General features: G+C 38.9%; 15 protein-coding genes and 1 pseudogene. 13 read left to right on the top strand and 3 right to left on the bottom strand.

Features of this window, described 5'->3' with window-relative positions:
* From VB732_RS26785 to VB732_RS26740, 10 genes and pseudogenes are all read left to right on the top strand, one after another.
* Positions 1-1,771: pseudogene (locus tag VB732_RS26785) on the top strand (hypothetical protein); the annotation flags it as partial.
* 8 nt (positions 1,772-1,779) lie between these two features.
* Positions 1,780-1,956, top strand: a complete 177-nt coding sequence (locus VB732_RS26780; protein WP_323233911.1) for a hypothetical protein — start codon at positions 1,780-1,782, stop codon at positions 1,954-1,956.
* A 66-nt stretch (positions 1,957-2,022) separates the two neighbouring features.
* Positions 2,023-3,789 (top strand): site-specific DNA-methyltransferase, encoded by a 1,767-nt coding sequence (locus tag VB732_RS26775; protein WP_323233910.1) that lies wholly within the window; start codon positions 2,023-2,025, stop codon positions 3,787-3,789.
* Positions 3,790-3,791: 2 nt separating this feature from the next.
* Positions 3,792-5,999, top strand: a complete 2,208-nt coding sequence (locus tag VB732_RS26770; protein ID WP_323233909.1) for an ATP-dependent helicase — start codon at positions 3,792-3,794, stop codon at positions 5,997-5,999.
* A gap of 6 nt (positions 6,000-6,005) precedes the next feature.
* A complete protein-coding gene (locus tag VB732_RS26765; RefSeq protein WP_323233908.1) occupies positions 6,006-7,013 on the top strand; it encodes a PD-(D/E)XK nuclease family protein in 1,008 nt (335 codons plus the stop codon).
* 99 nt (positions 7,014-7,112) lie between these two features.
* The gene (locus VB732_RS26760; RefSeq protein ID WP_323233907.1) at positions 7,113-7,781 is read left to right on the top strand and encodes a hypothetical protein; all 669 of its coding nucleotides are present in this window, start codon (positions 7,113-7,115) and stop codon (positions 7,779-7,781) included.
* Between the two features lie 218 nt (positions 7,782-7,999).
* Positions 8,000-9,841 (top strand): GmrSD restriction endonuclease domain-containing protein, encoded by a 1,842-nt coding sequence (locus VB732_RS26755; protein WP_323233906.1) that lies wholly within the window; start codon positions 8,000-8,002, stop codon positions 9,839-9,841.
* Positions 9,842-10,420: 579 nt separating this feature from the next.
* Positions 10,421-12,499, top strand: coding sequence for an NERD domain-containing protein (locus tag VB732_RS26750; protein ID WP_323233905.1), 2,079 nt, complete (start codon positions 10,421-10,423; stop codon positions 12,497-12,499).
* A gap of 52 nt (positions 12,500-12,551) precedes the next feature.
* Positions 12,552-14,273 (top strand): PhnD/SsuA/transferrin family substrate-binding protein, encoded by a 1,722-nt coding sequence (locus VB732_RS26745; protein ID WP_323233904.1) that lies wholly within the window; start codon positions 12,552-12,554, stop codon positions 14,271-14,273.
* A gap of 105 nt (positions 14,274-14,378) precedes the next feature.
* On the top strand, positions 14,379-15,251 hold the full coding sequence (locus tag VB732_RS26740) for a 5'-nucleotidase, lipoprotein e(P4) family (RefSeq protein ID WP_323233903.1): 873 nt from the start codon (positions 14,379-14,381) through the stop codon (positions 15,249-15,251).
* A gap of 181 nt (positions 15,252-15,432) precedes the next feature.
* On the opposite strand, the gene VB732_RS26735 is transcribed toward VB732_RS26740, so the two are convergent.
* A complete protein-coding gene (locus VB732_RS26735; RefSeq protein ID WP_323233902.1) occupies positions 15,433-15,762 on the bottom strand; it encodes a hypothetical protein in 330 nt (109 codons plus the stop codon).
* A 161-nt stretch (positions 15,763-15,923) separates the two neighbouring features.
* Here VB732_RS26735 and VB732_RS26730 point away from each other — a divergent pair, with 161 nt between their 5' ends.
* Positions 15,924-16,052 carry a hypothetical protein gene (locus VB732_RS26730; protein ID WP_265578566.1) on the top strand — a complete coding sequence of 43 codons (129 nt, stop codon included), beginning with the start codon at positions 15,924-15,926 and terminating at the stop codon, positions 16,050-16,052.
* A gap of 82 nt (positions 16,053-16,134) precedes the next feature.
* Here the strand turns inward: VB732_RS26730 and VB732_RS26725 are convergent, their stop codons facing one another.
* Entirely contained in the window at positions 16,135-16,293 is a 159-nt protein-coding gene (locus tag VB732_RS26725; protein ID WP_323233901.1) for a hypothetical protein, read from the bottom strand.
* A gap of 154 nt (positions 16,294-16,447) precedes the next feature.
* Between VB732_RS26725 and VB732_RS26720 the strand changes: the two genes are divergently transcribed.
* The gene (locus VB732_RS26720) at positions 16,448-17,050 is read left to right on the top strand and encodes a glutathione binding-like protein (RefSeq protein ID WP_323233900.1); all 603 of its coding nucleotides are present in this window, start codon (positions 16,448-16,450) and stop codon (positions 17,048-17,050) included.
* Between the two features lie 184 nt (positions 17,051-17,234).
* On the opposite strand, the gene VB732_RS26715 is transcribed toward VB732_RS26720, so the two are convergent.
* On the bottom strand, positions 17,235-17,717 hold the full coding sequence (locus VB732_RS26715) for a thermonuclease family protein (protein WP_323233899.1): 483 nt from the start codon (positions 17,715-17,717) through the stop codon (positions 17,235-17,237).
* Positions 17,718-17,918: 201 nt separating this feature from the next.
* Here VB732_RS26715 and VB732_RS26710 point away from each other — a divergent pair, with 201 nt between their 5' ends.
* A complete protein-coding gene (locus VB732_RS26710; RefSeq protein WP_323233898.1) occupies positions 17,919-18,608 on the top strand; it encodes a serine/threonine protein kinase in 690 nt (229 codons plus the stop codon).
* Positions 18,609-18,879: the final 271 nt, after the last annotated feature.

The following is an 18,879-nucleotide window of genomic DNA, read 5'->3' as shown; positions in this document are numbered from 1 at the left end:
GCAGCTATTCTTGGAACAGCGCCAGGGGGCTAACTTAGCTGATTTGGACTTTAGGGCAGAACGCACACCAGCTACAGGAAGAAAGCGGGGTGAAATTATTGGCTTGTCCCGTGGTCAGAAAATCATGCTGGAGATTGGCAAATCCAAACTAGAGCAGCTGACACAGGAATTCAAAGTTAATGGGATTAACCGCAAGCCTGTAATGTTGGTATTAGCTGAGGAAACGGATGTTGCTGACCTTGTAGGGGAACACTTCGCCGCCTTGCCTGATGAAGATGGTAATTACTACGACAGCGATCGCGTGGTGGTTTATCACTCCAACTTGAAAGACGCTGACTATAAGGCTGCTGAGGTAAAGCTAGAAGACATCGACATCGACAATAAACCTTTGCGGGTGGTAGTTTCGGTGCTATCAGTTCGAGAAGGTTTTGACCGTCATAACATTTGTGTAATTGTCATGCTCCGAGCCAGTGAAGCTGACCTACTCCTAGAGCAAGTTGTTGGGCGTGGTCTACGGGTAATGTTCCCAGATTACAAACCTGAGTATGACCAAATCCAAGACCTAAAGAAAGAAGCACGGCAACAACTTCTCAATCGGGAACAGCCCAGCAACGCTTTTGATTGTTTGTTCCTGGTGGAACACCCCAAGTTTAAGGACTTTTACGAGAACTACTTGCGATCCCAGGGTTACACTGTTGGCTCAGGTGACAGTTCGGGACAAAAGGCCGCGGGTGATTTAGTTGTAGTAGATGCTGATACTTTACGAATTCCCAAGTATGACATTTGCTGGCCGATACAAATCTTTGACAATACCCCTATTCCCAACTTGGCTGATATTGAAGTGAATTCTTTGGGGCATTACCCAGTCAAGTTTTCATTACAAAAACAGATGTCAGCTAAAACGTTGATAACTGACGTTCACGTTGAGACAGAAACGAAAGCTAAAACTTGGGTACTGGAAAACGATTACTTTGACTACAACTTTTTCCTACAGCAAATAGCCAGGACGGTTACACAGTCAGGTAAGATGATGCACCTAACTGCTTTCAGTTCTGAGATTACTGCTTTAGCGGATGAATATGTCAGCCGTTGGTTATTCATCGAAGACATTGATTTTACTGACCCTGATAACTATCTAGTTCTCCAGAGTCAGCAGATAGTTGATTTTATCGTTAAACAAATCCGTTCAGCGATCGCACGGGCGACGGGTGACTTGCAATATCAGCCTGGGGCAGTATGGCGCAAGCTGTCTGATGTTTCTCGGCTATTGATGCGACAGTTAAACATGGTAGCTGTACAGCGCTGTATTTATCCCTATCAGGCTGTGCAAACTGTTAACGGAGGATTTGAACGTAAGATTATTAGCAAATTGCTGAATCCATCGCCGGAAGTTCTAGCATTTGCCAAGCTAGACCGGAAGCACGATTTGATTATTGCGTGGCGAGATGACCGAGGAATTCAGCGCAAGTATGAGCCAGATTTTCTGGTTAAAACTGCTGACAAGATATTTTTGTTTGAGACAAAGGGCGACCATCTAATAGGCGACCCTAGCACAGCTTTGAAGGCTCAAGCTGCTGTTGCTTGGTGTAAGGCTGCTTCTACAGTAACCCCGCCAGGATCGCAGCCTCAAGAGTGGGAGTACATCATCCTGAAGCAGAGCGTGTTTGAGGCAAATGAAGGTGCTTCCTTTAATGCACTGCTGCCAATAATGCGAATGGAACGCGAAGCATTGATTGCTGGGCTTTATGGTGAATTAGGTTTGAATATTTAGGAGCAATTATGACTGAACCAACGAGACGTAGACGCAAAGATTCAATAAAACTTGGGTGGGATACCAAGCCAAAACGTGCTTCAAATCCAAGAGATATTGAGTTTCAAACGGCTGAAATTGTGATTCCAAATCCTCAGCTAGACCAAGGCAACTTTCCTTTATTTGTAATTCATGAATTTGAATAAATCCAATAATACTAGAATAAATAAAAGGACTAATATATGGGCAATTATGAAATAAATAAGTCCAAAATGAACCGTCTGATTTGGGGCGATAATCTGTTGGCAATGCAGGCACTACTGACACAAGGCTATGCTGGCAAGATTGATTTAATTTATATTGATCCACCATTTAATAGTGATGCTGATTACTCTTATGACATAACTATAGAGGGTAAGCAGGTAGAAAAAGAAGCCAGCATTGTTGAACGTTTAGCTTATACAGATACTTGGGAAGCGGGAGTAGACTCTTATCTCGATATGATTTACCCCCGATTACAACTCACGAAGAGGCTATTAAGTGAGCAGGGCAGTATTTATATTCATCTTGACTGGCGACTAATTGACCTTATTCGGCTAGTTATGGATGAGATATATGGATTCGCTTTTTATCAATCTTGTATCCGATGGAAAAGGCAGACTTCATCAGGATACAAAGGACTAAAAAAATATGGACGCGCTCATGATTCAATCTTATGGTACTCAAGGAGTGCTTCATTTATTTTTAATCCTCAATATGTACCTTACACAGATTCATACATAAAGAGTCATTACAATCGAGTTGATGAAAACGGTCGTAGATACCGTGAACACTGGCTTGGTACAACTACACAGGAAACAATTGATAAATATATTGAAACAGGAAGGGTTGTAAAAAGACCTGATGGAAGTTACGAGAAACGCTTGTATTTAGATGAACAGCCTGGTACACCTGTAGATGATATTTGGACAGATATATCTCCTGTCAATTCTCAGGCATTAGAGGATACAAAATATCCCACACAAAAACCAGAAGCCCTGCTAGAACGTATCATCAAAGCCTCCTCCAATGAAGGCGATTTAGTTGCTGATTTCTTCTGCGGCAGTGGTACAACAATGGCAGTAGCAGAAAAACTAAACCGCCGATGGATTGGCTGCAACTTGGACAAAGTAGGTATCCAAGTCTCTCGTAACCGCCTAGTTAATCAGGGTGCTAAACCCTTTCTGCTAGAAAACATTGGTAACTACCAGCGCCACATGATTTATCTTTCTGGTAGCAAAATCAATGAAATGCAAAGAATTATCCTTAAGCTGTACGGAGCAGCGCCTAGAAACGATCGCCCCGACCTTGGAAGCCACACCCCTGATGGGGAAGAACCTGAATTGGTGTATGTAGGCTATCCAGATAGACCCGTTACAGCTAAAAAAGTAATCGAATTGGCTCAAGAAGCTGAAATTCTCGACGGTACAGGCTATAAGACACTAGTAGTATTGGCTTGGGATTATGACTACAATTTCAACACCGAACTAGAGAACCGAAAAGCGGCGTTGAGAACCCCGCTCAAGGTGGACATCAAACCTCTGACCATTCCCCCAGAAATTTACAACTATCTTAAGAAAGCTAAGAATGAAGCCGAGTTAGACAGTCTGCGGGACAAAATTACATTCCATGAAAAGCCTTACCTAAAAGTTAGCAAGCCAGAAGTGAGCAATGCTGGCGATGGCAAAGTAGTCATTACTCTGAAGATTGACCGCTATGTGTTGATGAACTATCCCATTCCAGAAGCACAGCAGGTAGAACTCCGCAGGGCTATTAAAGACAACTTTGCTGCTCTCATCGACTATTGGGCGATTGATTGGGACTATGACGGAAAAACCTTCCGCTCTACTTGGCAGGCTATCCGTGGTAATGGGAAACAAGCATCAACTGTGGTAACTATGGCTACAAGCCCAGAACTGTCAGCCGGGAAACGTGCGATCGCAGTTCGTCTGGTTGATGTTTTCGGCAATGATGCCAGTGCAACAGTAGAAGTGAAGTAACAATGATAAATTTAACAACTTTTCATACCTGTCTTGCTCAACCTAATGCTCGTGGGTATGACCTGGATAACAAGCAAAAAGAAGCCGTTGAGTATAGCGGAGGTTCTTTATGGCTTTTAGCAGGGCCAGGTTCGGGAAAAAGCGAAGTATTGGTTACACGCACCTTAAAGCTACTTTGTGTAGATAATGTTAAACCGCGCTCTATTTTATTAACTACCTTTACTCAAAAAGCGGCACGTAATCTTGAAGACCGCCTTGCAAGTTATTTGGCAGCGCTTCAAAAGGCAGATTCTAGCCTTCAATCAGTAGATTTAGCTGACATAAGAATAGGCACACTACATAGTTTATGCAATGATATTCTTCAAGAATACCGTTATGAAGAATACCAAAATGTTCGCTTGCTAAATCAGGTAGAGCAGGATTTATTCGTTTATCGTTCTGCCTCAATAGCAAATTATCAAGATTTAAACTTTTGGACACAGTTTGCTCACACTGTTCCTGATTGGCGAAGTAAAGATTACTGTCCTAGTAAGTGGAAACGTGCCAAGGCAGCAGTAACTCTTTTCAACCATATTGTAGAAGACAATATTGACGTAGACAAAATGTTTCTAGCTGGAGATAACTGGGCAACACTAGCAGATTCTTATCAGCAGTATACTCAAGAGTTACGAAGTAAGTACAGATGTGATTTTGCTCATCTTCAAGGTTGTTTTCTGAAATTTTTAACCTCTGCTGCTGGAAAAAGATTTTTAGAAGGAGATGGAGAAAACCAGCCGCCTCTGCTACATATACTTGTTGACGAATATCAAGATACTAACCCGATTCAAGAAAGAATTTACCTAGCTCTTGCTAATCAAAGTTCACATAGTATTACTGTAGTGGGTGATGACGATCAAGCACTATATCGATTTCGAGGTGGAAATGTATCTTGCATGGTCAATTTTGATAAAGCTTGCATGGCAGCTTTAGGTAAATCTCCTAAAAAAATTCAATTGGATCAGAACTATCGTTCGCACACTGATATAGTTAGTTTTTTCAATAAATACATTACTTCGTTTCCAGAGATGATAGCCCCTGGAGTACGTGCGCCTGATAAAAATCCAGTTAAGGCTGCATCTTCTATTGCAGGTACATACCCTGCTGTTTCTTGGCTTGAACGGAAAAAAGCGGGAGATTTGCCAAACGCTGTAGCTGGATTAATCAAAGACCATTTAATGGGTGATGGAATTATATCCGATCTCAGTCAATGCGTTTTACTTTTACGTAGTGCTAAAGATTCACCAAAAAATGCAGGGCCTTATATTCAGGCATTTCAGCAACACAATATTCGCGTTTATAATCCTCGGTCGAAATCTTTTATGGAATCGGAGGAAGTACAATGTTTGTTAGCAGCCTTAGTACAAGTTATCGATATAAAACATACATTTAATGATTATAAAGGCTTCAAAGGAGAACCACTTTCATGGGTCAAAACTATCCAGGAATGGTTTCAGACTCTCTCAAGTTTAAAACAAAACCCTAATTACTCTGCTAGTGAATTATTTGACTACTTAAACCGTAGTAATCTAGAACTACCTAGACTCTGTGCATCTACTACGAAAAGCGTTTTTCTAAACCTCAATTTGCTAGAAATAATCTATCGTATTCTTGCTTTAGAGCCATTCAGGACATGGAAGAAAGATCCAGTAAGAAATTTACGGCTTTCCAAAGTTACCCGTCTTTTTGATGGTTATCATAGTTTTAAGTTAGATGGTCTGCGTTCAAACATAGATAAAAATGGTATTGAGCCAGATTTCCTAAATCGTTTTTATATGATGTTTACCAGCTACTTAATCGATGCTGGGATTGACGATGATGAGGATGAAGAAGTAATAGTGCCTCAAGGTTATCTTCCTATCATGACTATTCATCAATCAAAAGGGTTAGAGTTTCCTTTTGTTTTTGTTGCACAACTTGGTGAAAAGAAAAAAGCTGGAGCAGCGCAAATCCTTGAGCGTGATTTAGAGCCATTTCGACAAGATATTTATTCTAGAAGTACTAGAACTCCAGACCTACTAGCAACTGAAGATGATATTCGCTTGCTTTATGTGGCTTATTCACGCGCACAGTATGGTCTGGTTTTAGTAGGTACTCAGGATCATATCAAAAACCATGTAGCTGCACCGTTTCGTAATCCTACTGAGTTCCGTAGAAATACAATTTTAATTTAAATAATTATGTCAAAACCTTTTAAAGGTATTTCTATACCTGCATCTAATAAGACGATTATCAAGCGTCGATATAGCGTTACTCAAGATGTCGTTTCCTTTCGACGATGTGGGCTTCAATATGCTGCTTTTAATGTCCATAAGTATGCACCTGCACAGCAAACACAAACTTACTTTGGTACTGTAATTCATCAAGTTTTAGATCGATGCCATGCTCATTTTCATGGAGTAACTGAGCCATCAACCAAAGGATTACTACCTGATAATGGGCTGACACTAAAAGAAGAAGAAATCCGTAACTATTTTGATGAAGTTCAAGAAGCACAGAAGGATAAAAAGACAGTACCATTACCACCAAGCGATATTATTAAATATTTTCTTCAGGTTGAGAATGGTCTAAATAGTAAAGGAATTCTGGCCATTAGGTCAAATACCAGAGTTCAAGCTGTAAAGATTTTACAATACTTCAACGCTTTAGAAGGTGCTGCATTATACCCAAGAGTTAGAGATACAGAACACAGATTACAAGCAGATCAAGTAGGTCATATTCTTCATGGAGTTGTAGATTTACTGATAGATTCAATCAATGAAAATACAGATCCTGCAAACTGTGAGATGTGGGACTACAAAGGTAGTAGCCGTCTTGGTTTAAATCCAAAAGATTTAGAAACTTATGAGTTTCAAATGCGGGTTTATGCTTACCTTTACCAACGTAAATATGGTGTTTTACCCAAAAAAGCAGTTCTGTATTTTCTTAATGAACTTGATGGTGATACTTGCCCATCTCAGCGTCCAGTTAATGCTTTAATTGAAGTCAGTATTGAACCTGATGAAATTGAAGTAGCTATAAATGAGTTTACTAAAACTGTAAATCAGATTGAGGAATCACGTTGTAGTAATCAATGGGAAGCTGCTGCTCCAGGTAATATCAGTGAACAAGATTGTAAAAGCTGTGATTTACGCTGGTATTGCAAAACGCCTAATGGTGGTAAAGGTGTAAAACCTATATATCCATAATTGTTCTAGAACTGATTAAGCACAGAATCTAACTTGATGTTCACTAGAAATTGAATTCTAATTAATGTTTTCTAATTTACTTATTAATGGAGAAAAACAATGGAGAAAAGAGTACAACAAATTTTAGCTGACCTTGAACGAGTACAAGAAAATCTGTTAGCGCTTTCTGATGATATTTGGCTCAACATTGATCATAATGATTCCCAAGCACTGCAAAAAGGATTTGAATTTAAGTTAGTTTTTAATCAGAATCTAGATAACTTTAATCAGAATGCTTCTGATATCTCACAACTAATAGAACAGTTTACTAACATTCATATTGAAGTAGCGGATATTGCCCAAAAGGGAACGCCAGAGCATGAGCGTATTACTCAAGAGCTTGATACAACTCAGCCATATACAGTTGATGAAAGTTTTACTTACAAACGTCCTTATGGTTTTATATTGCAAGGACAAGCTTATAAGGGTATTAATACTTGGCGGTATCTCTATGAACTATTTTGTAAGCAATTAGCTGCTAAGGATATAAAACGTTTTCAAGAGTTTGTAGACAGCCCTGATGCTAAAACTGTTCGTGGTGGAGTATTTTTCTCTAGAGATAAAAGCAGCTTGAGAAAAGCTATCGAAATTAACAGTGGTATCTGTGCGGAAGGCAATTTATCAGCTAATGCTATTCGAGATAGAATCAAGTTTCTGTTGAGTGCGTTTGAAATTGAATTGCGTGAATTTTCGCTCTACCTCCGTGAGGATCGGAACGCAGCAGAATAATTAGTAAGCGATCGCCAATTCCAACCAAACAAGCACATCTACTAAACAATGACCTACTGGCTATTTCAAGGCAACCCCAAGTATTATCGCATTAGTGATGGCATCCGCGGCTTTGAGGAGATGCCTTGGCTTATTCTCACTAAGTAATTTTGAACTGGTTATTGATATTCGACACTTTTCACGAAGCATTCAAAAAAGCTATCAGAAGAAATATCTATATGTCTACATTTGATTCTACCAAGACAAGTCTAGCCACTTTACTAAACGATATTGTAGTTGGCAAAATTCAACTGCCCGATTTTCAACGAGGGTGGGTTTGGGATGACGAACATATCCGATCCCTGTTAGTAAGTATTGCTCGTGCCTTTCCTGTCGGAGCAATCATGTTACTAGAGGCAGGTGGTGATGCGAAGTTTAAAGCGCGTCCCATTGAAGGAGTAGAGCTAACAAAAGCAGTACTCAGCAAATTAGAAAAGTTGATTCTTGATGGACAACAGAGACTGACTTCATTAACGCAAGTGTTAATGTTTACACAACCAGTACAAACTCGTGACTACAAGAAAAAACTACTTCATCGCTATTACTACATTGATATCGAAACAGCCCTATTAGGGAAAGAGCATTATGAAAGTGCGATTATTAGCGTTGATACTGATCGGACTGTGCGAGAAAATTTTGGACGCGATCTAAAGCTGGATCTCAGCACTCCAGAAAAGGAATATGAGAACTTTTACTTTCCTTGTAACCAGCTCCTTAACTCTGACGAATGGGAAGAGGGATTGCTTGCCTACGACGTTACAAAATTCGGGCGATATGCTCAATTTCGTAAACAGGTTGTGAATGAATTTCGTAACTATAACATTCCGATCATTGAACTCAGCAAAGAAAACAAGAAAGAAGCAGTCTGCCTTGTCTTTGAGAAAGTCAATACCGGAGGTGTTTCCCTCTCAGTATTTGAACTCATGACTGCTACTTACGCTATTGATAATGTAAACCTTCGGGATGAATGGTTTGGTAATGCTCACGAAGCTATCGAAGGTACTCAACCGCATCTAAGAAAGCAAAGTTTGTTACGCGAGGTTCAACCTACTGAGTTTCTTCAAGGATTGACACTACTGCATACTTGGGATAAACGAAGGGAAGACTTAAAGGCGGGTAAAACTGGCAAGCAAATAACAGGTGTAACTGCCAAGCGCGAAGCAGTTTTGTCTTTACCTCTAGATGCTTACCAAAAATGGAAACAGCCTCTTACGCAAGGTTACTGGAAAGCAGCTAAATTTCTACGTCAAGAATCGTTTTTCTCTACCAACGATTTACCCTACCGTACCCAACTTGTTCCGCTTGCTGTGGTTATGGCATTCCTTGGCGATCGCTGGCTTGAACCGAAAATCTATGACAAAATCGCTCGTTGGTTTTGGTGTGGTATCCTCGGTGAATTGTACGGTGGGGCTGTTGAAACCCGTATAGCTTTGGACATTCAGGAACTTATAGACTGGATTGAGGGTAACAAGGAAGAACCTTCGACTGTTAGGGATGCTAACTTCCAGCCTACGCGGTTAGGTACTTTACGTTCCCGCAATAGCGCTGCATATAAAGGTATCAATATCTTAGTTCAGCGTGAAGGCGCTCAAGACTTTTTCTGGAAAGTTGCTATACGAGATTTGGATGAAACCGATTGGGAAGAACGCAAACTCGATATTCATCACATTTTCCCCAAGAGTTGGTGTGACAAGCAGGGTATTCCCGCATCTCGCTATAACTCTATCCTCAACAAAACTCCCATATCGTTTAAGGCAAATCGCATGATTGGCGGTAAAGCTCCAAGCGAATATCTGGTTCAGCTTCAAAAGCATGACAGTGTTCAGCTAGACGATGCAGGCATGAATGTGATTTTGGCAACTCATCAAATCGACGCAATAACACTTCGACAAGACGACTTTGAGGGTTTCATGGCATCGCGTCAACGGATGATACTTGCCAAAATTGAAGCTGCTATGGGCAAGCCTGTATTGGCTGTGGATGATTCAGCATTTAGCGATGCCGTAGATGAAGATGAGTAATCAAAAATTAATTAGCTTACCAATATGGCAAACTGGCTATTTCAAGGCAATCCCAAATACTATCGCACATAGACGGCATCCGCGACTTTGAGCAGATGCCGTGGCTGGCTACCCGCTATGCCAAAGACATGGTTACTGGTGATGGAGTACTGAGAAAGGAAGTTTGGCGATAAGGCGGGAATCTATGCAATTGCAGAGATTATTGAACCTCCCAAGATTATTGTAAACCCACCTGATATTGGATAGATACTACCCGCATTGGTGTTAAACCTTGTGCAAAGATTCGATCTACCAGCAAGTTGTTAGAAAAGCCTCTGCTGAGGGAAAACTTAAAACAAGATTCTGTGCTGAAAAATCTTTCTGTGATTCGTCAGCCCAATGCTACCAATTACAAAATCACACAGCAGGAGTGGCAGCGTGTTCATGAGCTAAAGGGGTAGTGACACTCTTCATTCCTAGAGAGAACCCAAGCGATCACACACTTTCATCAGTGTTAAGCATTCAATATTATTCAGAGTATTTTTTATCTTAATACCAACTAAATGTAGTGATTGCAAAAAATAAAGGAAGGAGCATCAAATGGTCAACAGCAAAAATACCCAAGCACCTCAAACATCCAATAGAGGAGGAATACTAAAAGTCTTAGCTAGACTAGCAACAACAGGAATAATTAGTTTTGGAATTGGTGGGGCAGTCACTTTTGACCGTTATAACAACTACTGGAATCAAACAATATTCCGCGTTCAAACTGTTGATTTTAATATTTTATCTCATACTTTACCAACAAAACTATCTTATGCAATTATTAACAGAAAACCAGAAGAAGTACAGCGTACCTTAGATAGTAACTATAATTTATTTGGGTTGATTGTAACAGACTCTAGTGGACAAAAAATCATTTCGTATTCAGGTAAAAATTCTGAAAAATCTCAAAGATGGCAAGTGGCTCTTGATCCACAGCAATTAAAAAATCATCCTTATGATGTGTTGCTTGATCCACCACCTGTATTTTCACAATGGACTTATAGTAAACCTCAAGATACTGAACGCAGTGCTACAAGTTTCACTAATCAAGGTCGTGTTATAGGTAGGGTTTATTATGTTAGAGGTGTAAGACCAACGTTTCAAGAGGATATTACAACATTTTTAAGCAATCCTTTTTCTGGAAGTAGTAGGATTCAAACTTACGCAACTACTTTCGCAGCATGTTTTGGCGGAACTTTTCTTATCTGGAGTATTTTGGAATTTATTCTTTATAAAAAACGGGTTGGTGAAGAGATAGCACGACAGAAACTCGAATTAGCTCAAGCAAGACAAGAAAATGCACGTAAAGGACGTGAGTTAGCTGAAGAGAGAAGACTAAGTGACCTTGCAATTGCTGAAGAAAGAAGACTAAGCGATCTTGCAATTTCCGAAGAAAACGGACGACGTGAACGTGAATTGGCTGAACAAACAATAAAGCGCGATCTTGAAGAAGCTGAAAAAAGAGAGCAGGAATTAATAAATAATAATCAATCTTTAGAAATTCAATTAACTGAGAGAATTAATGAGCTTAAATTACTGCAACAACAGAGAGAAGATGAACGCAATAAATTAACGAATGATGCCAATAATCTAAGCATTGTAAATACTAGACTTCAAGAGGAAATTGTTAAACTTAGCGAATCAATGAACATTTTATCAACGAATACAGATTCAGTAGAGTTACAAAACGAACTAGAAAAGACTAAATTACAATCAAAACAAAATCTAGGTAAACAAAAACAATATCAACAAAATATTGAACAATTAAACCAGCGATTAGAGATTATTCAGAAAAAACAGTTAGAGGCTAATGTCAAACATGAACAAAAAGAAAATGAAGTAGAAGAACTTCAACAACAAATACATGAGATTAAAAATTCTCGATCTCAAGTTGAATCTAATTTAGAGCAATTGCGAATTAATGAGGAAAATTCCCAAAAAATAGTTGCTAAATTAGAACAGCAATTAGCTAATCAAAGGTTAGTACAAAAACAACTTAAAAATCAATTAGAGGTTTTAAAAAATTCCCTATCAGAATCCCGAAAACGAGAGCAAGAATTAGAAAAATGTGCTAACCAAGCACAAGCTCAATCAGAGGCCTTAGCTGAAGAAATGGAACGTTATATAGAGGAAACTGGTAAACATCCCTTAAATGATTTTGAAGTAGCTATTAAAAAATCTTTAGAACACAATTTTTCTGATGCCAGAGTAGAAATACAATTTGACGTTGGTTCTGGTAAACAAGGCAGTAGATTTACTGATTTTATCGTTGTGATGAATAATTGCTGTATTATTTTAGAAGCTAAATCTTATAAGGGATTAATCAAGCCTATTGATGATGTACGAAATAGTGGATGGATTTGTCAGCAAGCAGGTAGAAAACTGCATATTCTCTCATGTTGGGGTAAAAATCCCTATCATCAATTAAAAACTTACTGTGATTCTTTAATGAAAAGTAGAACTCTAGGTATTCACAACAAATTCCCAGTATATGGTGTTATTGTGTTTCCCAAAGGTTCATGTATTGATAATAGTATTATATCTAATATAGATCAATTTTACAGAGTAACAACCTTAGATAATTTAAGCAGTGCCATTCAGGAATTAGATAATCAAGCGAACTCTTGGAATTAGAACAAATTAACCTCTCAAAAAAAACTCAACTATTATATATTTGATATCAAAAATGTTTAATTCTTACAATCCTCAGTATTTCATAAAGTTTCTAGTATTTATTGGAGTTTTGGGTTTATCAGGTTGTAATCCTATTGAATCAGCAAAATCCCCAACACCCACTATTTCTTTAACGTCTTCTAGTAGTGGGATTAAAGAACAGAAGTTGAATACAAGCACTTTAACCATAGGTATTTTAAGCAAACCTAGTTACTATCAAGAACTAACTGCTTACTTGCGTTCTGAATTTGGTAACAAAGTGCAAATAGTGATTGATGGCGATGAATCAATTTCTTATGAAGAAGCGAGAAAAAGGATGATAAACAAAGAATGGGATATTGCCTTTACTTTATCACCAATACTTTCTGTAGCTGCTAAAAATAACGATTATCATTTTGCAGCGCGAATGTTTCCAAATAATCCTCCATATTATCAGGCTACCTTATTCACAAAATCTACCAGTAGTATTCAATCTCTCAATGATTTAAAATCTACAAATACTATTGCTCTTGGAGATTTTAATTCAGCATCTAGTTTCTATGTACCCGCTTATGACTTATTTGGTAAAAGTCTCAGGGTAGATATGGGACATCGAGGAAAAGATATTAAAGACTTAGTTAAAACTGGAAAAGCTGATGTAGGTGCTGCTGCTTATGAAGCAGTCACGAATGATAAAGATTTGAAAATTATTCACTTAAGTAAGCAAATTCCTGGTGCTAATGTTTATTTATCACCTAAACTTTCTGAATCTGACCGTCAGATAATTACAAAAGTTTTGTTCAATGCACCAGATAATATTAGAAAACAAGCTAATTATGGTGGAGGGGAAGAATCTGACTATTCACAATTAATAAAGATTTCTCAAAGAACTGAAGAAATTTTGAGATGTGCAAATTTTCAGCAAAATCCAGTTAATTTTTACTGTAGTGATAGTTCCCAAAATCAAAAATCTAATAATTCTAATAATACCTCAGAAATATTAGGAAGAATTAATGGATGGAGTCGCCAAAACAATGAAATTGAGTCTTTCAAGTTGTCAGGAAAAGATAATACAGTTTACCAGATAATTGTACCTCGAAAAATTCTTAATCAAATTTCCGGTGCTTCTAATCCAATTGCTTTACAAGGGAAAGAAGTCAAAATCATAAATATTGCACCCCAAAAAGCACAAGGAGGAATGTTTGAATTAAAAATTACAGAGCCTAATCAATTAAATATCTTAGAAGATATACCAAAATCTTCTATACAGTCAAACTATCAAGTCAAGCAAGTCGATGATGGCGATACAATAACAGTCACTGATGTATCTAATCAAGAAATCAGAGTGCGATTTGCTTGTATAGATACGGCAGAAACACCCAAGTCTGATGCAGAAAAAAATAGTGATAACCCTGCTGATAAAAATCAGTTTTTATGGGGAAACCAAGCAAAAGAGCGGCTAGAATCTATTATCAAAATTGGCGATCAGGTCAAATTAAATATCGTAGATACTGATCGCTATGGCCGCAAAGTTGCTGAGGTACGCTTAGAGGATGGTACTTTCATACAACAGATATTAGTGAAAGAAGGGTTAGCGATGGTTTATCGTCAATACCTAAAAAACTGTGCTAGTGCTGGTATTGTACAACAGGCTGAAGCTGAAGCTAAACAACAACGTTTAAATATTTGGGCAGATTCACAATTTACTGCACCTTGGGATTGGCGATCGCAAAAAAAATCCTCAAATAAATCCTAAACTTTCACAAATAAAATCATTATAATCACCAAAATATAAATGTCTAAATTACCCACTAAATTCTTTGCTGCTCCCGCGTTGTTACCAGTACTACTCCTGTCACAATTGCAACAAAGTACACAAGGAGGAATTAGTAATCGACAATTAAATGAACAATCAATGTTGGCAGTTAATTGGGTGCAACAATCTGGAGAATATAGAGCATTAACTTATCAAGCGTTCAATATAGCCAAACTCACTTTTGATACCGCTAAATCAAAAAATATTACCCGTCCCGCCATCATTGTTGATATTGATGAAACAGTTCTTGATAATAGCCCCTATCAAGCAGGGTTATTAGATACTAATAATGGTTTTGAAATTACTACTTGGAATCAATGGATTAAGGAGGAGAAAGCTAAAGCTGTACCGGGAGCAGTTGAATTTATTAATTATGTAAATAAAAATGGGGGTAAGGTATTCTTTATTTCTAATCGAGATGGAAAGAGCGTTAAAGATGCTAAAAGCAATGATTTAGAAATAGCTACTATTAACAATTTAAAATCTGTGGGGTTTACAGGAGTCAACGGACAGACAGTATTGTTAAAGGGGGAGTTTACCAAAAAGATTGACGGCAAAGAGAATACTTCTAAACAATGGCGAGTAGAAGCTGTTAAAAATGGCAATGCTGATGGAAAAAGATATACAGTAATTGCCTTGATTGGCGATAACCTCAATGATTTTGATGAAACAATTGGCACAAATAACCAACAACGTCGTGACCATGTAGACAAGAACCGTAGTTTTTACGGTATGTTTAATATCACAAAAGGGATAGTTAAACCTGCTTACATTGCAATACCTAATCCTATGTATGGAAACTGGGAAACAGGAATTTATAACCCACTAGTATTAAAAAAACAAAGTCCTTTTGATATGACCCCAGGAGAAAGAAATCAACAACGTCGGGAATCTTTAAATCAGTGGTTTGGGAAGTAATATCAAATTCGATAATTAATTACAAATTTTATAACTTTCCAAAACAGTAAAAAATTTTCTCCTATAGATACTCCCTGCTGATCCCCCCCACCCAATTCTCGGATGCAACGAAGCAATCACTCAGTTTTCAAAAAATATACCAATTTCTAAAACTTAATTTTGGAAACAATTTAAACTATTATTAATCTGATAATAAGTCTGTTAAATCCCTACCATATATATAATAGGGGTTTCGGTATTCTTCTGGAATATCATTCATTGATTCACTATTTTCTTGAAGATATTTACTATTACTCTCTTGAAACCTTTTAAGTTTTTGATGTATGGGTGAAGATTTATCTTTTTTACCACTATTAATATAGCTTAAAATATCTTCCCTTAATTTATTCAATCTATTATGAGTAGCTAAAGGATTATCTGAAGATAGAGTATAAGCCGTTCTATAGTCATGCCCAGCCTCTCTCAATCTCTTCCATTCTTCCCATCTGGACTTTTGATTTAATGGTTTCATCGGATTAAATCTATCGCTATAATTACCAGTATATTTAAATTAGTTTAATTATTATATATTACCTACCTAAATAATCCCTTATTTTGCTACACCAGACATTGAGCGCATAACAGCATTCGAGAGCATGAAAACCACCGACGCGATCGCCCCCCACCCCAACCATGACCAACATCCATAACCTCGGCATCACCGATACTGAGTATGCCCAGCTACTAGCCCAAGGCTACGACCCCAACCTAGAACACCAGTTGGTTGAGCTTGGCGAGAGCTTAGACGAAGCTTGTTGCTAGCGCGAATAGTGGGACTGACACAAGACAAAGCACCCCAGACAGACGAGGAGTGGGAAGAGTTCATGGCAGTGTGGGAGCATAGTTACGATGGTTCTCTTGGAAAGTGAGCGATTGCCCTTACTCGATTCCTAAAGGAAAAGTTTTGGTTGACAGTCGAATCTGGAAATCGCTCTTGACACCAAGCGATCGCTCCGCGCGTTCGGCATCGCTTCCCTCGGATCACCCCTGCACCGCTAATCATATTTAAGAGCTAGTGTCCAGACGGATAAGCGAAGAAAAAAAGCGATCGCCTACCTGTTCAGTATTGCTGTTATCTCTCTATCGGCTAATACCCTAATTTCTCAATCAAAGCTACACTACCATCGGAAATTGCCAAGATTTTGGGATAGCAGCAGATGATTGATCTCTACACGTTTACCACGCCCAATGGACGCAAAGCTTCCGTCATGTTGGAAGAAGTCGAATTGCCCTACAATGTCCACAAAATTGACATTACTACTCAGCAGCAATTTACACCTGAATACATCGCCATCAATCCCAATAGTAAAATTCCGGCCATTGTTGACCAAGAAACTGGGATTAAAGTCTTTGAATCGGGTGCAATTCTAATTTACCTAGCCGAAAAAACAGGTAAACTCTTACCCACTGAACAAAAAAGCCGTTTTCAAGTACTACAGTGGCTGATGTTCCAAATGGGAGGAGTCGGGCCAATGTTTGGGCAACTTAACCACTTTAAACGCTTTGCACCCGAAAAACTTCCCTATGCCATTGAGCGTTATGAAAAGGAAACTTTACGTATTTATGGTGTCTTAGATAAACAACTGCAAGACAATGAATTTATCTGTGGTGACTATTCTATTGCTGATATTGCTACTTATCCGTGGGTAGCGATTTATGAATTTCAGGGTTTAACACTCGACAACTACCCAAATCTCAAACGCTGGGTGGACATGGTGCAGCAACGTCCGGCTGTGCAACGCGGAATGCAAGTTCCTTAAATGCAGGAGGAGGGATGAGTCAACAATGGGGATGATCCAAACTCCATCCCAGCCAACAGTAAAATCATTCGCTCGTAAGTAACCGCAAAGCAATCCCAAGTATTACTGGATTACGGACGGCATCCGTGGCTTTGACCAGATACACTAGGGACTGCTGGCGATGGAGTACTCTAAACATTTAGTCTCAATGCCTCTCTAAATTGGACTGGTTCCATATTCCCAGTTTGGATGCCTTTGCTATGTCCTGAGCCTGTTCAAAAGCCAACTGATTTGGACACTCCACACTAGAGTTACGCGTTCTGGCCAAACCATTCTTGAGCAGTTCTTCCTGAAAACTAATCTCAGCCTCACCCCGTCCATGAGCCATAACTTCAGCAACAGTACGCCCATCGCTGTCTTTTGCGACTGGAACGATCATCAGTTGGTTATCGGCAGCAGCGACTAGGTTGAGTAGTTTCTGTTTTGCTTCATTAGCCAATGGTTGTCCTGGAACTTCATCTTGTTTCACTTCCGGGGCATCAATTCCACAAAGCTCGATTGACATTTGGCTGCCATCGGTTTGACGGATTGTGATGCTGTCCCCATCGATGACTTGTATAGCTGTCCATTCTTCGGTGAGTGCGATGGATGGCTGGTTAGTTTTTTGGAAAATCAAGATAGCGATCATGGTAGCTCCAGCGATGCCTGCGGCGGTAAACTACGCAGTTAAGATTATGGTAGTTTTCCACGATGGCTTCATGTTGCTAGCTCTGTTGTCACAATATAGGGATTGCCATTTCAAAATTAAGCTCAGTTCCAACTGTTGCCGTAATAGTTGAGATAAATCAAGTAGTTTATCTTGTTCTTTGGTGTCAGAAACTTATCTGGTATGGACAAATTGCTCCCAGAACAGTTAGTCAGAAGCATTTATCAGGAACTACTGCCTAGATTACAAATTGAAAGTGTTAATCCCCGTAATCCCATTCAGGTCGGCTATCTTCCACAACCCTGGCAGCTGCTTGGTAAAGGAAATTATGCCGCAGTAGTTTATCATCCCGATTACCCAGAGTGTGTAGTTAAAATTTATGCCCCAGGACGAGCAGGCTTTGAAGAGGAAGTAGAAGTCTACCGTCGTTTAGGTTCTCATCCAGCATTTTCTGAGTGTTTGTACGCCAAAGATAGCTTTCTAATTTTGAAACGGCTTTATGGAACAACTCTGTACGATTGTATGCACTTGGGCTTACCAATTCCTCAGCAGGTAATACGGGATATCGATAAAGCTTTGGACTACGCTAGAAGTCGCGGACTCCACCCTCATGATGTCCACGGTCGTAATGTGATGATGCATCAGGGTAGAGGGTTAGTTGTAGACATTTCAGATTTTCTGCATCGAGAAGCCTGTTCAAAATGGAATCACTTAAAAAAAGCTTATTATTGGTTATATCGTCCTGTGTTGCGCCCACTTCGATTGCGTATGCCATACTCGACCTTAAATATGCTCCGCAAAAGTTATCGTCTGGCAAGCTCATTCAAAACTTCTTGTTATCAACTACTCCTAAGATTAACTTGTTTTAAGTAAGTAACTCCAGCTAGATTTTAAACACTAAGTAGACAATGTAAAAATAAGTTTCTCCGCTCAAAAACTCCATCTGACTGTGAAAACTGCGATAACGGGTAGTCGGTGTGGGAGACGAGATACAAAATTTTTGCAGTAGTAAAAAAACTAGTTTAAAATCTAGATAATTCTTTACTCTTGGGTTCCAGTAAGCTTTTATTGATATTCTTTATACTCTCTGTCTTTATGCTGCCAGTATTTATCAACAGTTTTTTTAGCAGCGCTTGCACAGAAT

This window comes from Nostoc sp. UHCC 0252, assembly GCF_034931145.1.
GTDB lineage: Bacteria > Cyanobacteriota > Cyanobacteriia > Cyanobacteriales > Nostocaceae > Nostoc.
The sequence above is the reverse complement of the archived record's forward strand: the minus strand, read 5'-3'. Positions and strand labels throughout refer to the sequence as shown.